Genomic DNA, 25,369 nt, shown 5'->3' on the forward strand with positions numbered 1-25,369 from the left:
TTTGAAAATTCGAAATCTTTCTACTAATGCTATTTTAGTATATAAAAAAAACCGCTTTTCTTCAATGTCTATGGGAAATGAGAAAAGAAAGAAGAGTTGCCTGTGACAACTCTCCTTCCATTCACGCTATTTTTTTGTATTGATATAAAGCTTTCCTGCCGCTTGTTTGGTTGTGACATTACCATATTCATCTTTCACCTTTACTTCAATGACTGCCCCGGGTGCCTTCACATTTGAGGTGGCTGTGTAGTATCCAGTGTAATGTCCCTGTGAGGTTTCCATCATTGGCAGTTCAGTGGCGTTTGTTACTTGACCGGCATTTGTCAGAGGCATGTGAATGACAAATGTCGCATCCAGACCAGGCTCACTGTCAAATTCGATTTTGACGGATTCACCCTTTTTCAGCTCTTTATCCTCTCCTGGGAGAAGGTTTTCAATTTCAATGTCCCCAAATTTCGCGTAAACTGTTACACGTTTTTTCTTTTTGTTCCCTGCTTTATCTTTCGCAACAACCTGGATGACATTTTCACCTTCATCCAAAAGGATTCGATGACTAAATTCGCCGTCGCTGACCGACGCTTTCTCTCCGTTCACTTTTACCCATGCCAGATTTTCATCCATGACCGTTCCTTCGACCGTAATGGCCTCCCGGTTCGTTTTCATGTCATGTTCCGGTGAAGTGATGGAGAGTTCTGGCTTGACTTGATCAAGCATGATCGTAATCGCATCCGATGGACCAGTCATTCCCTGTTCAGTTGCTGCCTTGGCGGTTAATACATTCTCACCTTCATGCAGTGAAACATCAAGTGAAAATGTTCCATCCTCAGCTGTGTCGGCAGTACCTGCTTTCTCATCACCATTAAAGAGGTGAACGGTCGTTGTCGGTGCAGAGGTCCCTTCCACTGTAACCGAATCTTTATTGGTGAAAGATCCATCCTTCGGTGAAGTGATGACCGGTGCAGTCACTTCATAATTCACCGTGGCACGGATCATGTAGTTCCCTTCATCCTCCGGGGACGGAGACCATGCTCCACCAACGAATTGCCAGCTTCTGGCTGCATTTTCACCATCCTCATCCGTCCCAAGTCCAGGGGCATTCGGATTAGGTGCAGACTGGATGTACACCATGTAGAAGTCTCCATCAACCATGATGCCATGTTCGCTGAGATCAACATGTGTCCACTCGCCGTTTCGAAGAGCAGTGCCATCGAACGGTCCTGCAATTTTCTTCCCTGGGGCTCCGTCAGGTCCAGATGCATCATATACGGCTACCTTGAATGCAGTCCCACCAGGTACCGGCCATTCTGTATTCCAGAAGCGGAACAACCCGCCAGTCACAAGGGCCGTCTCATTTCCTTCTTCAAGGGACATCTTCACAGCCCAGCCGTTTCCTGCATCATAGAATGCACGTGCATTTTCAGCTGTGCCATCATCATAGCCTATCTCCCCTGGATACCCGATGAATGGTTCCAGAGATGCATCGGCGGTTGTCACTTCCCCGCCTTCAACCGTGACACTCAATTCCTTACTATAGTAGTAAGGCGCAACCACCTTCAGGGTGTAATTCCCTTCGTAAGCTTCTAATTCATATTCCCCATCTGCATTCGTGACTGCAGGCTCTACAACCGCATCTTCAAGAACGAACACAGTTGCACCTTCTACTGGTTCACCGCTTACTTCGTTGGTCACGGTTCCGGTGATATTCCCTTGAGGGATTTCTTCAAGGGTGAAGTTGGCAGTCGATGTTTGATCGGCATCAATCGTCACACGTTGTGATTCTGACTTATAGCCGTATGTGGATGCCTGTAATGTGAAATCCCCTGCTGCATGAGTCATTTCATATGATCCATCTGCCGGATTGGTGTAGACTGACCGGCCTGTCTCCAATACGCTTACTTCTGCCTGTAACGGAAGGAGTACAGGTGCTGGCCCAGATTCAACCGCCTTTTCATCTTGCTTCACTGCATGCTTAAGTGTGATCTTATCCGGGTTCACACTTGGCTTTTTCGACAATGATGATGATTTCTCATCTTTCGACTTCAAACCAAGATTCATCTTCTTAGCTGGAAGAATGGATTCCGCGCTTAGCTTCACATCATCCAGATACCACCCTTGTTTCGTAACACTCCCATCAGTTGTGACGTTGAACGCCACGTATACACGCTGACCGGCATATTGACTCAGATCGACTTCTCCTTCGATCCAACCTTCTGTATTGCCATTTACCCTTAGTGCCTGCGTCCACTCTTCTCCATCAGTAGATACAAATACATGACCATAATCATAGTTGCGTTCGAGCTCATGCCACTGTTGGAACTGCAGGAAGCTCGCCCCTTCAGGTAAATCGACCGGTGGCATTTGAAGCGACATATTTGCACTGTTTTCATACGTTCCGCCTAAATTCGTGGCATATGCGTTTTCACCGGAAGCTGCCGTTTCCGGACCACTTGCCGGAACTCCCCGCTCCCAGCTGTTGCCTGGGCCATACGACGTCCACCCTGCTACCGGGGATTCAAAATCCTGTTCATACCCGACACTGATTCCTGGCAGAAGATTGATCGTGTACGTATCCGACTCGACTTCATTTCCACCGAAGTCCATTGCCGTCCATTTATACGTAACCTGGTCACCAGTGAGAGCTTCACCCGGGATGACGGCTTCATACGTTCCCGTTCTATAATCGCCTGACGTTCTGGCTGCTTCTATCTGTTCCCATTCACCGTCCTGATTTTGATAGTGAAGGGCGACACTCGTCACGCTTACGTTATCACTTGCTTCTGCCTGTAATGGCAGATTCATTTCTTTAAATGCTTCTTGTGGTGCTTCATGACTGATGACAGGAGCTTCTGTGTCATCACCTTCCTTTGAAACCTGTCCTTTCACTTTTCCAATCCCGCTGATAACGGAGGATACAGCGTCAAACGCATTGACCAAACCGTGTCCATACCCGTTATTAGGCGATTCCGGGAATGTGCCGTCAGTTAACGGTACAGCGGTTGACATCAGAATTTCTTCCAATTCGTCCACTGTCAGGCTTGCATCCACTTGTCGCAATAAAGCTGCAACTGCCGTTACGTGGGGACCAGCCATCGACGTGCCATTCCATCCGCCTTCATAATTGCCACCCGGAACCGAAGAACGAATATTGACACCCGGTGCGGCAATCTCCGGCTTTACTTCATCATAAGGAGAAGGTCCCTGCAACGAAAAGCTTCCCAATTGATCATTGATATCCGTTGCACCTGTTGCGAATGATTCTGGATAGTTGGCAGGATTCGCAATCGAACCTGGTCCACCAGGATTGAATAACGTTGTATTTCCTGCAGAGAACTCAGGGAAAATTTCCGCTGCTCTCCAGGCACTCACCATGTCCCGGTACCATTCATCCAGCCCTGCTCCGCCGCCCCATGAGTTATTGACAACATCAGGCGCCATTTCAGGATGGGGATTTCCTTCAGCATCTTTCGGTGCCAGAATCCATTCTCCTGCTTCCAATAAGTCTACATCCGTTCCACCATCGGCTGTAAACGCCTTAACGGCAATCCACTTGGCACCTGGGGCAACACCAATTTGATTACTGCCATCAGGCTCAGAACCGACCATTGTTCCAACAGTATGAGTTCCATGTCCCTGGTCGTCATATGGCGCGCTCTGTCCTGCAGTTGCATCAAACCAGTTGAATTCATGGTCTGGTGAGTCAGGATTTTGCGGATCATACCCTCTATATTTTTCTTTCAGTGCAGGGTGGTTCCACTGTACTCCGGTATCAATCGAAGCGATGACCGTTCCTGCTCCATCGATTCCCATCTCCCAAACAGCCGGCGCTCCAACCCGGTCGATATTCCATTCAATTGAAGCTGGTGTATTCGGAGCTTCCTTATTCAATTCTGCTGTAGAAGTTGCCTTCGCCGGCTGGATGATCTGTCTTGTTTCGTTCGGAAGGATTTTCTCAACTTCAGCAAAGGTCGAAATTTTCTCCATGACTTTCTTCGTACTTGTAACCGCCATTCCGTTTACAACATAGAAGTCTTTGATTTCCTTCACTTCACCTGACTTCTTTTCTTTCGTTAAGTATTCTTTCACTTGTGCCTGAGATTCAAGGGCTTGGGCTCGAAGTTCAGAGACAACCATATTCCGTTTCAATAACTTCTTACTATTTGCAGATAACTTCTGCTTTTTTGCTGTCTCGGACGCTTTTTTGGATATGCTTTCAGCATCAAGCTGATCCTTGAATTTCACTAAGTATGTGACGTGCTTATCTTTTTTGAACTGCTCTTGCAGTTTTGATGTAATCTTGGCTTGTGGGCTGACTTTCGCTGAATCTTTTGCAGATGTGGATGGTTTTTCTTTCGCAAGGGATATTTGTGAGGTATTTGCCGCCCCTGCATTCAGTGGAAACATCAAGGGGACAAACATGACTAAGATGAGTACAATGGATAACCATTTTGCTCTGAATTTTCTTTGTGACATTAGATTCCCTCCCAATCTTTTTTTGGCTCCTTAGGTAGACCTCCACCTCCTGACATCCCACCAATGGAAAAAAGTAGGTGTTAAACCAAAGATAACCAATCAAGATAAGGGAATGTTGTATATTAATGTCGAAATAACTGTTGCTTTTACACATTTAATAGGAAAGTCATATACCTAAGGTTTTCCCATAAGCATTTTGCCCCAAAGGTTTTATAACTTCAGGAATAATCCAGGCTATTCTCTTTCTCTATCAGGGTAAAAGGTGGGTATTTAACATCGTTCATCATTTTATTTCAAAAAAAATGAGTTATTAGTTCGAGGTAGGGTTGTAGACGAACGCCGAAGCAGTCATAAGACCTATTCATGTTTCGCCACTGAACCATATCTTCATCTGAATGGCCATTTACCATGTCTTCTTCATACGAAGACATGATATATGATCTATTTCGAAACAAAACAAAGGACTAACCCCTCAAGGTTAGTCCTTTGCCACTATTAATATACTGATGTATTTTCTTTTGTTGTATTTTCTAAAATCTCTTTAACGCGCTGCAAGAATCTACCGCAAACGAGGCCGTCAAGAACGCGGTGATCAAGCGACATACACAGATTCACCATATCACGAACGGCAATCATTCCGTTGTTCATGACAACCGGACGCTTGACGATCGATTCCACTTGCAGGATCGCTGCTTGCGGATAATTGATGATACCCATCGATTGTACCGAACCAAATGACCCGGTATTGTTGACAGTAAACGTGCCGCCCTGCATATCCTGGGAAGTTAATTTACCGCTGCGGACTTTTCCGGCAAGCTCAGTGATTTCTCTTGCAATGCCTTTGATCGTTTTTTCATCCGCATTTTTGATGACAGGAACATACAGCGCATCGTCTGTTGCCACCGCAATGGAAAGATTGATATCTTTCTTCTGGACGATTTTGTCTCCTGCCCACATCGAGTTGATTTGTGGATATTCTTTTAAAGCTTGAGCCACAGCTTTTACGAAGAATGCGAAGAAAGTCAGGTTGAACCCTTCACGCTGTTTAAATTCGTTCTTCAGTGAATTTCTGTAATCAACAAGATTCGTTACATCCACTTCCATCATCGTCCAGGCGTGAGGCGCTTCATGCTTGCTGCGTACCATATTGGAAGCAATCGCTTTGCGGATACCTGAAACAGGAATTTCGATATCTCCAGGTACGACTGGTACATTCGCTGCAGGTGCTGAAGGCTTGGCCGGTTGTGCAGGTGCTGACTCTTGAACAGGCGCCTGCTGCGGTGCCGGTGCTGACTTCTCAGGTGCAGCATCCGCTGCTTTCGGAATGGACCCTGATTCGATGATTTTCTTCAAATCTTTACGTGTGATCCTGCCACCGTTTCCAGTGCCCTCCACTTGATTCAGATCAATATCATGCTCTTGGGAAAGCTTTAATACGGCAGGAGAGTATCTTGCTTTATTGCCGCTTTCCTTGTTTGCAGATTGTGATTTCGATGCAGTCGTGTCTGCTTTTTCAAGCGATTCTTTCGGAGCTTCTTCACTAGGTGCAGAGCCTCCACCTTCCACTTCGATAGAACAGATGAGCTCCCCTACTTCAAGGGTGCCCCCTTCTTCAGCGATCAATTCTTTGATCGTGCCTGTGAAAGATGATGGAACTTCTGCATTCACTTTATCCGTTTGTACTTCTGCAATCGGATCATATTTATTGACGGTATCACCAGGTGACACCAACCATTTACTGATTGTACCTTCTGTAACACTTTCCCCTAGCTGAGGCATTTTCATATTTTCAATACCCAATGAGGAACCCTCCCTACTGTGCGTTTGATGGTTATATAATCGAATTAGAATTCTGCAAGTTCACGCATGGCTTTTTCTACTTTATCCGGATTGATCATAAAGTATTTTTCCATTGTCGGTGCATACGGCATGGCAGGTACATCTGGACCCGCAAGTCGTTTAATAGGTGCATCGAGTTCAAATAAGCAGTTTTCAGCAATGATGGCAGAAACCTCTCCCATGATGCTACCTTCCTTATTATCTTCCGTCACCAGAAGGACTTTACCTGTTTTGGAAGCCGCCTCAATGATTGCCTCTTTATCTAATGGATAGATCGTGCGCAGATCAAGGATATGAGCTTCAATTCCGTCCTGGGCAAGCTTTTCTGCTGCTTGAAGGGCAAAGTGGACGCACAGTCCGTAAGTGATGACGGTAATGTCTTCCCCTTCACGCTTCACATCAGCTTTTCCGATTGGCAGCGTGTAATCATCCTCAGGCACTTCCCCTTTGATCAGGCGGTAAGCACGTTTATGCTCAAAGAACATAACCGGATCTTCATCACGGATGGCCGCTTTCAGCAGTCCTTTCACATCATATGGAGTGGAAGGCATAACGATTTTCAATCCTGGCTGGTTGGCAAATACTGCTTCCACGGATTGTGAATGGTAAAGCGCTCCATGAACTCCGCCTCCATAAGGGGCACGGATCACCATCGGACAGCTCCAGTCATTGTTCGAACGGTAGCGGATACGCGCTGCTTCAGATATGATCTGGTTGACAGCAGGCATGATGAAATCGGCAAACTGCATCTCAGCAATCGGTCTCATTCCGTACATGGCAGCACCGATCCCTACTCCTGCAATCGCAGACTCTGCAAGCGGTGTATCAATGACACGGTCTTCACCAAACTGATCGTATAATCCGTGGGTCGCTTTGAACACCCCGCCTTTTTTCCCGACGTCTTCACCAAGGACGAAAACTTTTTCGTCCCTTTCCATTTCTTCTCTAATCGCCATAGTCACGGCATCAATATATGAAATTACTGGCATGATTGAATTCCCCCTTACTTCTCTTCTGCGTAAACATACTTCATTGCTGATTCTGCTTCAGCATATGGAGCATTTTCTGCATAATCGGTTGCTTCGTTCACTAGTTTCATAATGCGGTCATTGATATCTTTTTCAATCTCATCATTCATGACGCCTGTTTCTTTCAGATAAGCACCGAACGTGATGATTGGATCATTTGTCTTTGCCTTCGCTACTTCATCAGGAGAACGATAGCTTCTGTCATCATCATCCGAAGAGTGTGGGGTTAAGCGGTAAGAAACCGTTTCAACCAATGTCGGTCCTTCTCCGCGGCGTCCACGGTCCGCAGCTTCTTTCACTGCCTTGTACACTTCGATCGGATCATTCCCATCTACTGTGATGCCAGGCATTCCATATCCGATCGCACGGTCCGATACATTCTCACAAGCCAATTGCTTTTCAATCGGAACGGAAATCGCATATTTATTGTTTTCACACATAAAGATAACCGGTAATTTATGTACACCTGCAAAGTTAGCCCCTTCGTGGAAATCTCCCTGGTTGGAAGAGCCTTCACCGAATGTCACAAACGTAACTAGATCCTTTTTCTCCATTTTACCTGCAAGGGCGATCCCCACTGCATGTGGCACCTGAGTGGTTACCGGAGAGGAACCTGTAACGATGTTGTTCTTCTTCTGTCCGAAGTGACCAGGCATTTGCCGTCCGCCGGAGTTCGGGTCTTCTGCTTTCGCAAAGCCAGAAAGCATCAGTTCCTTTGCCGTCATCCCGAATGTTAACACGACACCCATGTCACGGTAGTAAGGAAGCACATAGTCCTTTTCCCGGTCCAGTGCGAATGCTGCACCGACTTGAGCAGCTTCTTGGCCCTGACACGATATAACAAACGGGATTTTACCCGAACGGTTCAATAACCACATGCGCTCATCGATTTTTCTGGCAAGCAGCATGGTTTCATACATTTCTAACACTTTCTCATTGGAAAGCCCTAATTCTTCATGACGATTTTCAGCCATATCATTTTACCTCCTACACGGTCTTATGGTAGGAGAAGGCAGACAAGTTCCGCCCTTCTCCACTTAGATTGATTGTTTGGTTGTCCAGCCCCTCTAAACTGCAAGGGGCAGATCCTTGTTCTACGAGTGAATAGCCTTCCCATCGACAGCGAGCGCCGCTTCACCAATGGCTTCTGAAAGGGACGGATGCGGATGGATCGTATGCGCAATCTCCCAAGGCGTTGCGTCTAACACTTTGGCAAGTCCAGCTTCTGAGATCATGTCTGTTACATGCGGACCGATCATATGGACACCAAGGATATCATCCGTGTCTTTGTCTGCGATAATCTTCACGAAACCATCTGATTCTCCGTAAACAAGCGCTTTTCCGATTGCCCGGAAGCTGAATTTACCAACTTTTAGGTTGTATCCCTGTTCTTTCGCTTCCTGTTCCGTGATTCCGACACTCGCAATTTCAGGATTGCTGTAGATACACTTTGAAATCAATGAATAGTCAATCGGATGCGGGTTCTCATTTGCCATATGTTCAACCGCGGTGATTCCTTCATGAGAAGCGACGTGGGCTAATTGAAGTCCGCCGATCACATCTCCGATTGCGTATATGTGGGATTCCTTCGTTTGGAAGAATTGATTGACTTCAATGAAGCCTTTTTCCACTTTGATATCGGTATTTTCAAGACCGATACCCTCTACGTTTGCCTGACGCCCAACACTTACGAGAATTTTTTCAGCAGTGAAGGATTTTTCTTCGCCTTTATGCTCTGCTTTGATCGTGACTTCACCGTCCCCTTTATCTAGCGTTTCCGGAAGCACTTTGGCACCTGTGACGATTTTGACGCCTTTTTTCTTCATCAGGCGCTGCATTTCTTTCGAGATTTCGTGATCTTCCGTCGGGACGATTTTATCAGCGTATTCTACAACGGTTACTTCAACATCAAAGTCAGACAGCATGGATGCCCATTCAATACCAATCACTCCGCCCCCGACAATGATGATCGATTTCGGAAGCGATTCAAGTGAAAGCGCTTCATCAGAAGACATGACAAATTCCCCATCAATGTCGAGTCCAGGAAGTGAACGGGGTCTCGAACCAGTTGCTACGATCACATTTTTCGGGATCAGCATCGGGTTATCTTCACCGTTGTTCATTTCCACGGAAATCGTGCCCGGCATCGGCGAAAAGATGGAAGGACCGAGAATGCGTCCAATTCCTTCAAACACATCGATTTTCCCTTGTTTCATCAGATGCTGCACACCTTTATGAAGCTGTTCGACGATTCCGTCTTTTCTGGATTGAACCTTGCTGAAGTCCAGTTCCACCCCATTGATCTTCACGCCGAAATCTTCACTGTGTTTGGCTGTTGCGTATACTTCCGCACTGCGCAGAAGGGCTTTACTCGGAATGCACCCTTTATGAAGGCAAGTGCCACCCAGTTTTCCTTTTTCTACGATTGCTGTTTTTAATCCAAGTTGAGAAGCACGTATGGCGGCAACGTAACCGCCAGTACCTCCACCCAGAATGACTAAATCATACTCTTCTGCCACTCTTGTTTCCCCCTTTGACTTAAACTCTTGCTTCCTCTTTAACATTTCCAGGATATACTTTATAGTCTTCTTCTTTACGCAGAACCCTTAAAGCCCCTTCTGCAAGTGCTTGAAGCTCATTTTCACCAGGCTGGATCACAACGTCCGCTATCCAGTTGATGCGGTCGCTGATTTCTTTCACAAACTCTTTCCCGTAGGCAAGGCCACCGGTAAGGACAATTGCATCTACCTTGCCGCTTAGAACCGCACTGGCAGAACCGATTTCTTTGGCAATTTGATAAGCCATCGCATCATAGATTGCTTTCGCTTGATCATCGCCGTTTTCAATCATTTTCTCTACTTTGACGGCATCGTTCGTCCCAAGGTAACCGACCAGGCCGCCTTGTCCGACAAGTTTCTTCATGATTTCATCCCGGTAGTAGTCTCCTGAGAAGCATAGGTCAACCAAATCCCCTGCAGGAACGGTGCCTGCCCGTTCAGGACTGAATGGTCCATCACCGTGCAAACCGTTGTTCACATCCACCACTTTCCCATTTTGATGTGCGCCGACTGTGATACCGCCGCCCATATGGGTGATGATCAGATTGAGTTCTTCGTATTTTTTTCCGATTTGTTTCGCGACTCTTCTTGCAACCGCTTTTTGATTCAATGCATGGAAAATACTTTTTCTTTCGATGAGCGAGAATCCTGAAACGCGGGCAAGCTGTTGTAGCTCATCCACTACGACTGGATCCACGATATATGATGGAATATTTAATCCTGAAGCGATCTCATATGCCAGGATACCGCCTAAATTTGATGCATGCTGACCAGAAAATCCTTCTCTTAAATCTTTCAGCATTTCATCATTGACCAGGTATGTGCCACCTTCTATCGGTCTTAGAAGTCCCCCCCGGCCACATACGGCACTTAATTTAGAAATATTGATCCCTTCCTCGTCAAGCGTCTGCAGGATCGTCGTTTTACGGAATTCATATTGATCGATTATTGCTGGAAATTCATTGATTTTGTCTGCATCATGGCGAATCGTCTTTTCAAAAATGGATCGATCATCATCATAGACACCTATTTTGGTCGATGTTGATCCAGGATTAATGACGAGAATTCGATGTTTGTTCTCTTGCACTGTTGTTACCTCCATTTGGGTAGCTGTATTGTCATGTTTTTCACGTAGAAAATTCCCCCTATGACAGATAACCCCTTACTCTTTACTTGTTCGTATTTACAGGGAAGAAACGCTTCACTTTTGACAAAGTAAAGCGTTGTTCTCTAATTTATCCGCGTCTGCTTAAGATATGCTGTCCGTTTTGTAAAAATTGGCTTCTTGAACGGCGCATTTTCTCGATTCTTTCTTCAGCCATACGGTCTGCTGCCACATATGTCGGAACGTTGTCGCGCTTCGCGATTTCGATTACGCGCTCAACATTATTGTAAACCTGCTCGACTTTCTTCATCGCTCTTTCACTGTTGTAGCCGTACAATTCATCGGCTACATTGATGACGCCACCGGCATTGATGACATAATCAGGCGCATAAACGATACCCATCTCATGTATTGCATCACCGTGGCGCGATTCTTTCAACTGGTTATTTGCCGCTCCGGCAATGACTTTCGCCTTAAGCTGTGGAATCGTTTCATCATTGATGATCGCCCCAAGAGCACACGGCGCGAAGATATCACAATCAACACTGTAAATGTCGTTAATATCCACTGCTTTGGCACCGAATTCTTCCACTGCACGTTGAACAGCTTCTTTGTTGATATCTGTCACGATCAGGTTTGCACCTTCTTCGTGCAGGTGACGGCACATATTGTAGGCAACATTTCCGATACCTTGGACAGCAATGGTTTTCCCTTCAAGGGAATCCGTGCCAAACGCTTCTTTCGCAGCAGCCTTGATTCCACGGTAAACCCCGTATGCAGTGACAGGAGATGGATTACCAGAAGAACCGAATGCTGGGGAAATTCCCGTTACGTAATCTGTTTCTTCGTGGATCAGGTCCATATCGGCAACCGTTGTACCTACATCTTCAGCAGTGATATAGCGTCCGTTCAGTCCCTGGATGTAACGACCGAATGCACGGAACATTTCTTCGTTCTTATCTTTGCGTGGATCTCCGATGATAACCGTCTTTCCTCCACCAAGGTTCAGGCCAGCAGCCGCATTCTTGTACGTCATACCTTTGGCTAGGCGAAGTGCATCCTCGATTGCCGCTTCTTCTGATTCGTACGTCCACATACGCGTTCCACCAAGGGCAGGTCCAAGTGTTGTATCATGGATGGCGATGATCGCTTTCAAGCCTGAAGCTTCATCCTGACAGAATACTAATTGCTCATAATCATATTGTTCCATATAGCTGAAAATTTTCATTGTTATTTCCCCCTAGATATTAATAAATGGTTTTTGTTTAATCATTTTTATTTGAAGCAGAGCATATAGCGAGCGCCAGAGAATACAGTTTACTCTCTGCACTATCCGCCCTGGATGTTAATACAATCGGTGCTTTTGCCCCGGCAATGACTGCCCCGACCTTTGCTTTCGCAAAATAAATCAAGGACTTATACAATGCATTACCTGTTTCAATGTTCGGGACAAGAAGAATATCCGCCTGTCCGGCTACCTCGCCTTTGATCCCCTTATGTTCTGCAGCATGGAGCGATACTGCATTATCAAGGGCTAGCGGTCCATCTACCACACAATCTCTGATTTGCCCCCGCTGATTCATCATCGTCAGGGACGCGGCATCAACCGTTGACTGCATGGCCGGGTTCACTACTTCTACTGCTGCAAGTGGTGCCACTTTCGGCTGAACAACCCCGATCGAACGGGCCACTCCGACTGCATTTTCAATAATTTGTGCCTTTTGCTGCAAATCAGGGGCGATGTTCATGGCTGCATCCGTAATGAATGTAAGCCTGTCAAAACCTGCAACCTCAAAAGCTGCCACATGGGATAATACACTGCCTGTACGGAGCCCCCACTCTTTATTTAAAACAGCCTTTAATATGACTGCTGTAGGGACATTCCCTTTCATCAGCGCACCAGCTTCATTTTCCTTGACCGCCTTCACGGCCAATTCCGCTGCTTTTTGCGGTGAAAATGCATGCTTGATGATGATATTGCTGTCGTTTATGAGGTGCGGTGCAACTTCTTTCAGTATGGAAGTGATTTCTTCCTTGTCTCCATATAAAAGAAAGCTGGCCATCTTTTTTTCAACCGCCATCGCGACCGCTCCGAGTACTTCCTTATCTTCTGCAGCCGCAACAGCTACAGTGGAATGTTCGATTTGGGTTGCTTTTTCCACTAAAGATTGTAGATTCATGTATGTTGGTTCAACCCCTTTTTTCTTTTATTTTCGACTCCATTAAACATTATGCAAGAAGTATGCCAACTTTAAAATCATTGGAAACGCTTTATCTTCATATCTTCCGCCATGAAAAATGTTTCACACTATGCAAAATATTTCATGCTATTTATTTCATGCCTGCAATATCAATTTGATATTTCTCTATTTTGTAGTACAAATTTCGCACAGACACATTCAATGCTTTGGCAGTGGCCGTTTTGTTACCTTTATTCTGCTCTAAAACCTTTTGAATTATATTCTTTTCAAAGTGCTCCACCTGGGCAGCAAGATCACCGGGCACTTCTGGTGACACTGGTTCAGACACAGACTTGACTGGGTTTGCAGCATTTATAAGTTGAGGTAAATGCTTATCATCGATGTTCACTTCGTTATATTCCATGAAGATGATCGCCCTGCCAAGGACATTTTCAAGCTCCCTCACATTGCCTGGCCAATGGTAGTTCATCAATTTGTTCATGGCGGCCTCCGTGATTCCTTCCACATTCCGGCCATAGTCTTGATTGATTTTGGCAATGAGCGCTTCAGAGATCTTTGGAATATCCGATTTCCTTTGCCTGAGAGGCGGGATTTGAATGGGCATTCGGTTGAGGCGGTAATATAGATCTTCTCTGAATGAGCCATCTGCCATGCCTTTTTCCAGATTTACATTCGTTGCCGCAATGACTCTCACGTTGATCGGGATGGATTTCGTACCGCCTACACGGACGATTTCATGCTCCTGCAGGACCCTGAGCAGCTTTGCCTGGGTATTGGCACTGAGCTCCCCTATTTCATCAAGAAAGATACTCCCATTATTCGCTTCTTCAAATAATCCCCGCTTGCCTCCGCGCTTCGCCCCGGAAAAGGCTCCTTCTTCATAGCCGAATAACTCACTTTCGAGCAGGTTTTCAGATAATGCAGCACAGTTAACCCTCAGGAACTTGTTGAATTTCCGGTCACTCGCATTATGTATGGCGTGGGCAAATAACTCTTTCCCAGTCCCTGATTCTCCCCGTAGAAGGACCGTTGCAGGGGTTTTTGCCCCTAATTTCGCCTGTTCGACGGCAATCATCATTTCCTCCGAGTCGCCTATGATATCTTCAAACATATATTTCGCTTCAAGGGTGCGGATGATCCTCCTTGCCCGGTCCAACTCCTGTGTCAGGGATTGAATTTCGGACATATCGTGGATGACACCCACACTTCCTTTCAGCTTGTTATTCACAATGATCGGCGCTACATTGACGATGACTTCTTTCCGTTTAGGGCCTACCCTCATCCTGGTCCCCCGGATTGCGCGCCTTGTCTGGAGCACTTTCAGATGGATACTTTCCCCCTCTGAAATGTCTGTTGTCGCCGGCTTCCCGATGACCTGCTCCTGCGTGAGCCCGGTGATCCTTGTGTAAGCAGGGTTGATGAGGATTCCCTTTCCCTCTTCATCTACAACAGATATCGCATCATCGCTTGAGTGGATGATGGCTTCAAGCATTGTCTGGATTTCTTTGAGATTGGTGATCTCTTCTGCAAGATTCACCACTTCGGTAATATCTTTAAATACTGAAAATGCTCCGATGATTTCATCACGGTCAGTGATCATCGGAATCCGGTTGGAAATGATTTTCAAACCATTCTCCAATACAACCTCCTGGTGGATCTCTGTTCGTCTTGTTTCGATCGTGGTGGTAAGCCTGCTTTCTGGAATCACATCTGAAATATGTAAACCGATGACATCTTCACTGTTCTTGCCTATCATCCGTTCAGCACTCTTATTAAAAAGCATCACGATTCCCTGATCATCAATTCCAACCATTCCATCATCAGTGGAATTAAAGATCAAATCCCTTTTAAAAGATTCACTCGTTAACTGGTGGATGAGGTCTTCTTTATCTTCCAGCAGTTTGGAAATAAGGAAAGCGACACTCCCTGGAATCAAAACAGTGTTCTTCCCCCGTTCATCCCTGATGCTTTCAAACACACGCTGATCCCCGGTCACTTCAATCACAATATCTACAGAATCGCTAAGGAACGGACGCCAGTCCTTGCCGGTCGGTATACCGAGCTCCTTGGCCATCCCCATTCCTGAAGCGTTTTCATTTATATCTACCACTGCAATTACTTTCATGACGGAGACTTCGTGGAGGATTTGCAATATGGCGGTCCCGCCTTTACCACCACCGACAATCAGAACCTCTTGCAATATTTTTCACCCCGACACATGCAATTTTTTTCACACACATTATGTTACACTACTTTTCACAACTTGACAATTCTCTACTTGGCGTTAGAATTTTAGTATGGAATTGTAAAGGAGATATACAACGAATGGTCCGTCTAATCGCTTTGATTATCATGCTGATTCCAGGAGCGCTCGCTGCCCTTGGGATCAAGCTGATGAGAGATATGCTTTTCGGGATCCTGCAGCCTCCCATCCCGTATCTTTGGCTGCAATTTATCATTGGATTGGTTTTCTTCGTTTGCGGTTTAGGTTTCATTGCCGGATTCGTCCTTCACCGTGACCGTAAACAAAATAAAGTCCAATCACGATTCAACAAAAAAGGCTAGCGCAGTCGATATGCGTTAGCCTTTTTTACTTTCCCGCAGCTTCCATGCCCTTTCAGGATAATCCGTCACAAATGCGGAACACCCTAAATCCAGTAGCCTCTCCATCTGCTGAACCTTGTTCACTGTATACGGCCTGACGGCGATGCCATTATTCATCGATTCGGTTATCATATCATCCCGTACAGCTTTTACATTTGGATGAATGGCACCTGCCCTCAATGACCGGGCGTAGATCCAGGGCATAAACAATCCCGAAGAATAAAGGGGTGCAATTTCAATGGACGGCTCTAAACGATAGCATGCCACAATCGAGTAATGATTAAAGGATGATATGATGATGCGTTCCTGAAAGCCGAACTCCCGGATCAGCTCAATCACCTTTTCTTCCAGACCCGGATAATCGATCATGCTGTTTTTTAACTCAATGTTACAGTAAAGCTGATTATTCTTCATCCAATGAAACACTTCCCTCAATGAAGGAACACGGTTCTTCTTGAATAACTTGCTTTTGAAGGTATAATTGGCTTGAAGTTTCTGCAATTCCTTCAGCGTATAATCTTTAACGAAGCCTTTCCCGTTTGTCGTCCTGTCCACCGTTTCATCATGAATCACCACGATTTCTCCATCTTTCGTGAGCTGGACGTCCAATTCAATTCCGTCCGCCTTTACCCTCTCAGCTTCAATGAACGCCTCCATTGTGTTCTCCGGATGCGTCCCTGCCGATCCCCTATGTGCGAAGATGAAAGTCATGCGTCCACTCCCCTTCCGATAATCACTTATGTAAGAACCCTACGGTTATGGTTGATATATCACCTTTATTATATACATATTGATGACCTCCATAAAGGATGAACCATCAAGAGAAAAATCCTGAAATACTCAGGATTTTTCTTGTGCATTAGAACCACCAGTTGCATCTGCGGCGCCGGTCATCACTTTCTCCTGCCACATCATTATCCATGCAGCGTCTTACAGCTCTGCAAAATTCTTCACCTTCGATATATGCTTTAACAGGCACTCTGAAATCACGATCTGACACACCGGCCACATCATTATTCCTGCAACGGTCGGAAGCACCTCTTACTCTGTTGTTATTGCGGTAATTCCCCATATTCTCACCTCCCCGTATCATTTTGCACTACTCTGTATCATATGATTGAGAGGACAAGCTGTCAGGGCGAATTACCAAGGGTTGAAAAAAGAGGCGATTGTGACCCCGGGCTTTTATTCAATTCACGAAAACCACGCAGCCAGAAAAATAAACCCCCAGAGGCCGTCGTTGCCCATGGGGGTTTCTCATATATATTCCAGCTATTTCTTTCTCTTTCAGGAAGCCATGTGCTCCAATCGAAGCTTGTCTGCGACCATGGCAATGAATTCGGAATTGGTTGGTTTAGCCTTTGACATGCTGACCGTGTAGCCGAATAAAGATGAAATTGAATCGATATTCCCTCTGCTCCAAGCTACCTCGATGGCATGGCGGATTGCCCTTTCCACCCTTGAGGCCGTTGTATTGTATTTTTTTGCGATATCAGGATAAAGGACCTTTGTGATCGAGCCAAGTAATTCGATATCGTTATACACCATTGAAATGGCTTCACGAAGATATAAATAACCTTTGATATGTGCCGGTACACCGATTTCGTGGATGATGCTTGTAATGCTTGCGTCAAGGTTTCTCGGTTTTTGTTCTGTATTCATTCTGGATGAGGAAGGTTTTTTGATGATTGAGTTTGATTTACCGCTCACTTGTCTGATGTGGCTCACTAAGTTTTCCATATCAAATGGCTTCAGGATGAAATAGGAAGCTCCAAGGTCAACCGCCTTTTTCGTGACATCTTCCTGACCGAAGGCAGTCAACATGATCACATTCGGGATGTTTTTCCTTTCACGGAGTCTTTCAAGCACCGCCAATCCGTCCAGGTGGGGCATGATGATATCCAAGACGAGGACGTCCGGATCCACTTCTTCCAATAAATCTAAACAATCTTGACCATTATGGGCTACTCCTACCACTTCCATGTCATTTTGTGAAGCAATGTAGTCCTCCAATAATGACGTTAGTTCACGGTTATCATCCACAACACATACTTTAATCGATTTCACTACAGGTTTCCTCCTCAATCCTAATTAATTCATCTCTGTATTTTTTATTCTAAATTACTTTTTCGACAATGCAACCTAAATTCCTTTTATTTTGAAAAAAAACTTAAAAAATAATATCTTTTCTTTGATTTTCTTACTTTTTCTTTGTATTTCGACCCTATTCGATATTTATCAATCCATTTGTCGAATAATCTTTATTTTAACAACATACAGCCCTTCTTGGCAAACACTCTTTGTATTGCAGGCATGACTTTTATCATAAGGCTGTTTTCGTAAACATTGTGGCTTTTAGACAAGCGAGTTGCGGTTAATTTCCGCTCCAGATGCTCGCTTTCCGCGGGGCTGGCGGTGAGCCTCCTCGGCTTCGCCTGCGGGGTCTCACCTGTCCAGCGGTTCCCGCAGGAGTCGAGCATCTTCCGCTCCAATCAACCATCGAAGATAAAAACCAAAAATCCACTGGATTAATTCATCTTATGAATAGTAGTGATCAACGTCATTCAAGTACATTGCACTTGATTCATTGCTTTGGCATATTTCACTCCCCAGTCTCAAGTTTCTTAAAATGCTTACATTAACGTCTCAAAATAGCAACAATCTATGCGAAAAAGCCTATCATAAAAAAGAACCCTTACAAGCACCGTTGAACGGTACGTTGTGAAGGGTTTCATCATCAGCTTGCCCGGTTGTGATCTTTTTTATAAATATCGATTCCGGCTTCGCTCAGCATCCATTCAATGTGCACGCCGTACCCGCTTGTCGGATCATTGACGAACACATGGGTGACGGCACCGATGACTTTGCCGTTTTGGATGATCGGGCTTCCGCTCATTCCCTGTACGATTCCGCCGGTTTTCTCCAGCAGCTCTGGATCCGTCACTTTTAATACCATCCCTTTTGTCGCCGGATATTTCTGGGGAATGGTACTGACAATTTCAATATCGTACATTTCCACTTCTTTACCATCCACCACTGTCAAGATTTGCGCAGGACCCTCTTTGACCTGGTGTGATAAAGCGATCGGCATCGGCTTATCCAGCAAATCATTTTCAATCGTCTGATTCAGCTTTCCGAAGATGCCAAACGGACTGTTCCGGGTGATGTTCCCGATGACATTCCTGTCTGATGAAAAGCGGGCCAACTTCTCCCCAGGCTTTCCATCCGCCCCTTTTTGAATGGAAGTCACTTCTGAATTGACGATTTCACCATTCTCCACGACAATCGGCTTTTTTGTATCCATATCAGAAATCACATGGCCAAGGGCTCCGTATTTTTTTGACTCGGGATCATAAAATGTCATTGTCCCGATCCCTGCTGCAGAATCCCGTATATAAAGGCCCAGCTTGTAGTTCTTTTCCCCTTTTTCTTTCAACGGAAGCAATTGTGTCTTCACCGTCTTTTGTTCCCGCTTTAACACGACATCAAGAGACTTTGTTTCTTCTCCTGCTTTTTGAACAAAAGGAGCAACATCGGCAAGCTTTTCAATTTTGGTCCCGTTAATTTCCGTAATCATATCTCCCACTTCAATCCCGGCTTTTTCTCCGGGTGACAATTTCCCTGCATCTGTCTCGACGAGATGATGACCTACAACCAATACCCCTACTGTATTTAACTTGACCCCGATTGATTGACCTCCCGGGATCACCTTGAAATCTTTCAGTACTTCTACATCGACCTTTTTCACAGGCAGGCCGGCAAGTTCGAAAACAACTTCGTCCTTACCTACTGAACTCCCTTGTATCGAGAGCTGACCTTCCCCTTCTTTCAGTTGAACATGTTTAGTATGAGAACCCATTGCAGCGACGGAAGCAGCCTTAGGGAGAGCAACTTGATCCCCTTCCATTACTCTTATGGCGTTCGGTGTGTTTACATATTGTTGGACAGGCTTGTAAAAACCAATAAGACAAAGCGAAACAAGGAGAATTCCACCTATGCATTTTCTTAACCAGTCTACCTTCAAACTATTCACTCTCCTCGCTTCTGATCCTTGCACACTTACTGTTGGCTACAGTTTTAATTTTGCCTTTAAAAGCTTCATTTATAACTGGTAATAATGAAAAAAAGCTACCCGAATTGGATAGCTTTTCATGTCTTTTTGATGGATGCCGCCAGTTGGAGCAGTTCCTTGGCATGTTCTAAAGTGAGGTCTGTGATTTCCACTCCGGAGATCATCCGGGAGATTTCTTTGATCTTGTCCACTTCCTGCAGACGCTTTACCGTAGTACTTGTCCTGCCTCCTGAAAGCTTTTTTGCAATGAACAGGTGGCAGTCGGCCATCGCTGCCACTTGAGGAAGGTGGGAAATACACATCACCTGGGAGTGGACGGCAACCTGATAGATCTTTTCCGCAATCGACTGTGCAACCCTTCCGCTGACACCGGTATCCACCTCATCAAAAATGATCGAAGTGATACCCTGATGTTTCGAGAAAATGGTCTTCATGGCAAGCATAATACGGGAAAGTTCCCCGCCTGAAGCAACCTTGGACAGTGGCTTCAAGGGCTCACCAGGATTCGTGGATATGTAGAATTCGACCGTATCCCAGCCGTCCTTTTTAAAATGCTGAAATGAAAAGGATTCCTTGTCACCACTCTTTACAAAACGCACTTCAAATTTTGTTTTGTCCATATATAGCTGCTTTAACTGCTCGTGGATGCTCGCAGTCAACTTTTTAGCCCATGACTTTCTCGTTTCCGTCAGATTTTTCGCTTCAAGAGATAAATCTTTTTCAAGGGACTGTAATTTACGCTGCAACTGTTCCACGTGGGAATCCTTATTTGTGATCGTTTCGATTTCTTCTTCAATCTTTGAACTGTATGCCAGAATTTCTTCAACCGAAGAGCCGTATTTCCTCTTCAATCCATTGATTTCATTCAACCTTGATTCAATGAGATCCAATCGGTTCGGCTCGAACTCAAGCTGATCCAGGGCACCGCGAACCTGGTGCGCAGCATCTTCAAGCATGTAATAGGCATTGGATACAGACTCTAGGGTCTTTTCGTGCTGGGCATCCACCTCGGCAGCCGTCTCAAGATGACTCATCGCAAGTCCTGCCCAATCCATCCCTTTCCGTTCACCCTGTATGCTGTCATACGATGTTTGAAGCGCCTCAAAAAGTTTCTCAAAGTTCGTGAGCTTACGCTTCTCTTCTTGTAGCTCTTCGTCTTCATTCAGCTGCAGTTCCGCATCTTGGATTTCTTTCAGCTGAAATTGAATCAGATCCAGACGATGGGCCATTTCCTGCTCATTCTCATTCAACCTTCTCAGCTGCTTATAAATGGACAGATACTCTTTATAAACTTCCCCGTAGCTCTCTAAACATGCCGCAATATCATTGCCGCCGAACTGATCCAGCAGGGAAAGGTGAAGACTCTCATTCATCAGTTCCTGGTGCTCATGCTGACCATGGATATCGATGAGCGACCCACCGATTTCCCTCATGATCGCAATCGTCACGAGCTTACCGTTGACACGGCAAACGCTTTTACCCGTACTTGAGATATCCCTGCGAAGGATGATCATACCTTCCTCGATTTCAATCCCGAAACTTGCAGCTTTCTGAAAACAAGGATGGGTTTCATTATCAAGAATAAATAACCCTTCAATTTCCGCCTTTTTCTCCCCATGACGCACATATTCCGAGGATCCTCTTCCTCCCACCAGCAAATGAATCGCATCAATGATAATGGACTTACCGGCACCGGTCTCACCGGACAATACGGTCAGACCCTCTTCAAAAGAAAGGGACAGGGCATCGATAATGGCGAAATTTTTGATTGATAGTTCTTGTAGCAAAACATCCACCTCAAATAAAAAGGAACACTCCCCTCACATATCATAAAGAAAAGCGTCCTATTGGATTTTGTATGAAGGGCTTATGCCCATTGACATTTACATTTTAAAGCATATCTAAAAATCGTTCTGAAACGGTTTTCGTCTCGGCTTCCGTACGGCAGATGATCAAGCATGTATCATCTCCACAAATGGTTCCGAGGATTTCTTCCCAATCCAGGTTATCAATCAGCGCACCGATGGCATTCGCATTACCAGGCAACGTTTTCATCACCAGCATATGACCTGCCTGATCCACTTTCACGAAAGCATCAGTCAGTGTGCGCTTCAGCTTTTGAAGCGGATTAAAGCGCTGGTCTGCCGGCAGACTATACTTGTATCTGCCATCCATCAGCGGAACCTTTACGAGATGCAGTTCCTTGATATCCCTGGAGACGGTCGCCTGGGTCACATTAAAACCTGCATTCTTCAGGCTTTCAACCAATTCATCCTGCGTTTCAACGTCTCTATTTGTAATGATTTCTCTAATTTTAATATGTCTTTGTCCTTTGTTCATCATAGAACATACACCTCTTACATTGGATTAAAGCCTGTATAAATATACCTCTACGCTTATGTTAGCCTATTTTGTGTGGAAGTACAATAAAAAAAGCTACAGGAGTGGACACAAGAAAAATGCGTTGTGCTTTTCCTGTACGGTCTGCTGATCATTTTGTTTCAGGCAGACGTAAATGGACTTGCAGAAAGCGGTCTAGGCTATCCTGTGCGCCTAGACAGCATGATTCAGGCGATATTCGGGAGATATTATCGACTTCTCATCATTTATTATCGACCTTGGTCTTGATTTTATCGACATTCATAGGGATATTATCGACTTTTCCTCATATATGATCAACTTCCACTTTAGCGTTCTCTGCAATCCACCAGTCGATAAACAAGCTAAAACCGCCCTTTGAAGAAAGGGCGGCCCATTTTATTGCGTATTCGCCTTTAATTGATTATGTGCATCTTCAATGACTTCATCAGGTGTCGTCGTCAGGAGGGACTCACCTTCGCCTTCGTTTCCAGACCATTTAAGATGAATGAGGAATTCAATGTTTCCATCTCCGCCGGTGATCGGGGAATACGACAATCCTGCAATATGATAGCCTTCTTTCAAGGCAAGCGTCATGATTTTTTCGATGACCATTTTATGAACCGCGGGATCTCTTACGATGCCTTTTTTCCCTACCTGATCTTTCCCTGCCTCAAACTGGGGTTTGATAAGTGCGACACAGTCCCCGCCTGGAACGAGTAACGTTTTCAGGACAGGCAAAATCAAAGATAGTGAAATAAAGGAAACGTCAATCGATGCAAAGCTTGGCATTTCCCCTTCCAAGTCAGCAGGGGTGACATAGCGGAAATTGGTCCTTTCCATTACTACGACCCGCTCATCCTGGCGCAGCTTCCAGGCAAGCTGATTGTATCCGACATCGAGTGCGTATGACATCTTCGCTCCGTTTTGCAGGGCACAATCAGTAAAGCCGCCTGTTGAGGCGCCGATGTCGATCATTACCTTTTCGTTTACGTCTACATCAAACACTTTCAGTGCTTTTTCTAACTTCAGTCCACCGCGGCTGACATATGGGATGACCTTTCCTTTGATCGTCAAGGGAATGTCTTCACTCACTTTTTCACCCGGTTTGTCCAGTCTCATTTCATTGGAGTAAACAAGTCCTGCCATGACTGCACGTTTTGCTTTTTCTCTTGTTTCCATTAATCCACGTTCTACCAGAAGTACGTCTATACGTTGTTTTTTTACTTTCATCATTAAGCCCTTTTTTGTTTTTTTGGTGTGATCGTTAATATTCTGTCTACGACATTTTCTTTCGTCATGCCGATTTCATTCAGTAATTCCTTGACGCTACCGTGCTCGATGAAGTAATCAGGTATCCCGATCCGCTCGATCACCGCATCATGATAGCCCTGTTCCTGTGCAAATTCAAGCACACCACTGCCAAAACCGCCCTGAAGTACCGCCTCTTCAATTGTGAGGAGCGGCATTTCTTCCTCCAAGATTCCTTTCAGCATTGCTTCGTCCATCGGTTTGATGAAGCGGGCATTGACCACTCTTACTGATAGTCCTTGTTTTTCCAGGTCAGCTGCTGCTTCCATTGCCATCGGAATCGTTGTCCCAAATGTCAAAATTGCCGCATCTTTCCCTTCTTTCAACACTTCCCAAGTACCGATCGGGATCGTCTTCAGTTCGCCATCCATTGGGACGCCATATCCATTTCCACGGGGATAGCGCAGCGCGATTGGGCCGTCATCGTATTGAAGGGCGGTATTAACAAGGTGCTGCCCTTCATTCTCATCCTTCGGCATCATGATGACCATATTCGGCAGGTGCCTTAGGAAGGCGATATCAAATACGCCCTGATGGGTTTCACCATCAGCTCCGACCAATCCGGCACGATCGATGCCGATAAACACATTAAGGTTCTGACGGCAAATATCGTGAACGACCTGATCATATGCCCTTTGCAGGAAAGTGGAGTATATCGCCAGGAACGGTTTCATATCCTGTGTCGCAAGGCCTGCCGCAACGGTCGTCGCATGCTGTTCGGCGATACCTACGTCGAACATCCGATCCGGGAACTCTCCTGCAAACCCGAGCAGCTTAGAACCAACCGGCATGGCAGGTGTGATCGCCACGATTCTTTCATCCTCCCGGGCAATCTTCCGAACCGTTTCACTGACAAGACCGCTCCATGAAGGAGGGGCATTCACAGGCTTGATCAAGTCCCCTGTATCGATTTTGTAAGGGCCTGTTCCATGCCAGGTCCCCTCTTTGTCCGATTCTGCTGGATGGAAGCCTTTTCCTTTTTTTGTGATGACATGGAGGAGCACAGGGCCTTTTGTTTTCTTCGCATATTGAATATTTTCAGCAAGATCATGATAATCATGACCGTCGATCGGACCAAGATATGTGAACCCCAATTCTTCAAAAAACATCCCCGATACGAACAGATACTTCAGGCTGTCCTTCACACGCTCAGCCGTACTTGCAAGCTTCCCGCCGACTGCCGGGATGCGCTTAAGGATGTATTCCATCTCATCCTTCACCCAATTGTACTTTCCTGCTGTGCGCAGGCGGCCAAGGACACTGTGAAGGGCACCGACGTTCGGAGCAATCGACATTTCATTGTCATTCAGAACAACGATCATGTCTTTCTTCTCATGCCCGATATGGTTCAGCGCTTCAAGTGCCATACCGCCGGTCAGGGCGCCGTCACCGATGACAGGGATGATGTAAGAGTCTTCTTTTTTCACATCCCGTGCGATGGCCATACCCATGGCAGCAGATAATGAAGTCGAGCTGTGGCCTGTTTCCCATACATCATGCTCACTTTCATTACGCTTCGGGAACCCGCATAAACCTTTATATTGACGGAGTGTGTCAAATTGACAAGCACGGCCGGTTAAGATTTTGTGTACGTACGATTGGTGACCTACATCCCAAAGGATCTTATCTTTAGGGCTGTCAAAATGCTTATGAAGGGCGACGGTCAGTTCGACCACTCCCAAATTAGGACCAATATGACCGCCAGTCTTTGATAAATTGCTGATCAGGAATTGGCGAATCTCTTGACTGAGCTCTTCTAATTGATCATGGGACATGCTTTTTAAAAAAGAAGGCTCCTTGATTGATAATAAATCCATGGGGTC

At 45.6% G+C, this 25,369-nt stretch carries 18 protein-coding genes; 1 reads left to right on the plus strand and 17 read right to left on the minus strand.

Features of this window, described 5'->3' with window-relative positions:
* Positions 1 to 126: 126 nt before the first annotated feature.
* The 9 genes from KH172YL63_RS14115 to KH172YL63_RS14155 form a co-directional block, all read right to left on the minus strand.
* Entirely contained in the window at positions 127 to 4,470 is a 4,344-nt protein-coding gene (locus KH172YL63_RS14115) for a S8 family serine peptidase (RefSeq protein WP_173106705.1), read from the minus strand.
* Positions 4,471 to 4,965: 495 nt separating this feature from the next.
* Positions 4,966 to 6,270, minus strand: coding sequence for a dihydrolipoamide acetyltransferase family protein (locus tag KH172YL63_RS14120; RefSeq protein ID WP_173106706.1), 1,305 nt, complete (start codon positions 6,268 to 6,270; stop codon positions 4,966 to 4,968).
* Positions 6,271 to 6,314: 44 nt separating this feature from the next.
* Entirely contained in the window at positions 6,315 to 7,298 is a 984-nt protein-coding gene (locus KH172YL63_RS14125) for an alpha-ketoacid dehydrogenase subunit beta (RefSeq protein ID WP_173106707.1), read from the minus strand.
* A 14-nt stretch (positions 7,299 to 7,312) separates the two neighbouring features.
* The gene (locus KH172YL63_RS14130) at positions 7,313 to 8,311 is read right to left on the minus strand and encodes a thiamine pyrophosphate-dependent dehydrogenase E1 component subunit alpha (protein ID WP_173106708.1); all 999 of its coding nucleotides are present in this window, start codon (positions 8,309 to 8,311) and stop codon (positions 7,313 to 7,315) included.
* 120 nt (positions 8,312 to 8,431) lie between these two features.
* On the minus strand, positions 8,432 to 9,856 hold the full coding sequence (lpdA, locus tag KH172YL63_RS14135) for a dihydrolipoyl dehydrogenase (protein WP_173106709.1): 1,425 nt from the start codon (positions 9,854 to 9,856) through the stop codon (positions 8,432 to 8,434).
* Between the two features lie 19 nt (positions 9,857 to 9,875).
* Positions 9,876 to 10,997 carry a butyrate kinase gene (gene buk, locus KH172YL63_RS14140; protein ID WP_173106710.1) on the minus strand — a complete coding sequence of 374 codons (1,122 nt, stop codon included), beginning with the start codon at positions 10,995 to 10,997 and terminating at the stop codon, positions 9,876 to 9,878.
* Between the two features lie 133 nt (positions 10,998 to 11,130).
* On the minus strand, positions 11,131 to 12,228 hold the full coding sequence (gene bcd, locus KH172YL63_RS14145; RefSeq protein WP_173106711.1) for a branched-chain amino acid dehydrogenase: 1,098 nt from the start codon (positions 12,226 to 12,228) through the stop codon (positions 11,131 to 11,133).
* 37 nt (positions 12,229 to 12,265) lie between these two features.
* A complete protein-coding gene (gene yqiS / locus KH172YL63_RS14150; protein WP_173106712.1) occupies positions 12,266 to 13,180 on the minus strand; it encodes a phosphate butyryltransferase in 915 nt (304 codons plus the stop codon).
* A gap of 151 nt (positions 13,181 to 13,331) precedes the next feature.
* Positions 13,332 to 15,401: a sigma 54-interacting transcriptional regulator gene (locus tag KH172YL63_RS14155; protein ID WP_173106713.1), complete on the minus strand. Its 2,070-nt coding sequence runs from the start codon at positions 15,399 to 15,401 to the stop codon at positions 13,332 to 13,334.
* 125 nt (positions 15,402 to 15,526) lie between these two features.
* Here KH172YL63_RS14155 and KH172YL63_RS14160 point away from each other — a divergent pair, with 125 nt between their 5' ends.
* The gene (locus tag KH172YL63_RS14160; protein ID WP_173106714.1) at positions 15,527 to 15,766 is read left to right on the plus strand and encodes a DUF2627 domain-containing protein; all 240 of its coding nucleotides are present in this window, start codon (positions 15,527 to 15,529) and stop codon (positions 15,764 to 15,766) included.
* 15 nt (positions 15,767 to 15,781) lie between these two features.
* On the opposite strand, the gene KH172YL63_RS14165 is transcribed toward KH172YL63_RS14160, so the two are convergent.
* The 8 genes from KH172YL63_RS14165 to dxs form a co-directional block, all read right to left on the minus strand.
* Positions 15,782 to 16,516 carry a glycerophosphodiester phosphodiesterase gene (locus KH172YL63_RS14165; protein ID WP_173106715.1) on the minus strand — a complete coding sequence of 245 codons (735 nt, stop codon included), beginning with the start codon at positions 16,514 to 16,516 and terminating at the stop codon, positions 15,782 to 15,784.
* A 148-nt stretch (positions 16,517 to 16,664) separates the two neighbouring features.
* On the minus strand, positions 16,665 to 16,877 hold the full coding sequence (locus tag KH172YL63_RS14170; protein ID WP_173106716.1) for a hypothetical protein: 213 nt from the start codon (positions 16,875 to 16,877) through the stop codon (positions 16,665 to 16,667).
* 215 nt (positions 16,878 to 17,092) lie between these two features.
* Complete coding sequence (spo0A, locus tag KH172YL63_RS14175) at positions 17,093 to 17,872, minus strand: sporulation transcription factor Spo0A (protein WP_173106717.1); 780 nt, start codon at positions 17,870 to 17,872, stop codon at positions 17,093 to 17,095.
* Positions 17,873 to 18,542: 670 nt separating this feature from the next.
* The gene (spoIVB, locus tag KH172YL63_RS14180; RefSeq protein ID WP_173106718.1) at positions 18,543 to 19,829 is read right to left on the minus strand and encodes a SpoIVB peptidase; all 1,287 of its coding nucleotides are present in this window, start codon (positions 19,827 to 19,829) and stop codon (positions 18,543 to 18,545) included.
* Between the two features lie 125 nt (positions 19,830 to 19,954).
* Positions 19,955 to 21,664: a DNA repair protein RecN gene (recN, locus tag KH172YL63_RS14185; protein ID WP_173106719.1), complete on the minus strand. Its 1,710-nt coding sequence runs from the start codon at positions 21,662 to 21,664 to the stop codon at positions 19,955 to 19,957.
* A 103-nt stretch (positions 21,665 to 21,767) separates the two neighbouring features.
* A complete protein-coding gene (ahrC, locus tag KH172YL63_RS14190; RefSeq protein WP_173108189.1) occupies positions 21,768 to 22,217 on the minus strand; it encodes a transcriptional regulator AhrC/ArgR in 450 nt (149 codons plus the stop codon).
* Between the two features lie 417 nt (positions 22,218 to 22,634).
* Positions 22,635 to 23,468: a TlyA family RNA methyltransferase gene (locus tag KH172YL63_RS14195; protein ID WP_173106720.1), complete on the minus strand. Its 834-nt coding sequence runs from the start codon at positions 23,466 to 23,468 to the stop codon at positions 22,635 to 22,637.
* 2 nt (positions 23,469 to 23,470) lie between these two features.
* Positions 23,471 to 25,363: a 1-deoxy-D-xylulose-5-phosphate synthase gene (gene dxs, locus KH172YL63_RS14200; RefSeq protein ID WP_173106721.1), complete on the minus strand. Its 1,893-nt coding sequence runs from the start codon at positions 25,361 to 25,363 to the stop codon at positions 23,471 to 23,473.
* Positions 25,364 to 25,369 lie beyond the last annotated feature (6 nt).

It is taken from the genome of Bacillus sp. KH172YL63 (assembly GCF_011398925.1).
GTDB lineage: Bacteria > Bacillota > Bacilli > Bacillales > Bacillaceae_B > Rossellomorea.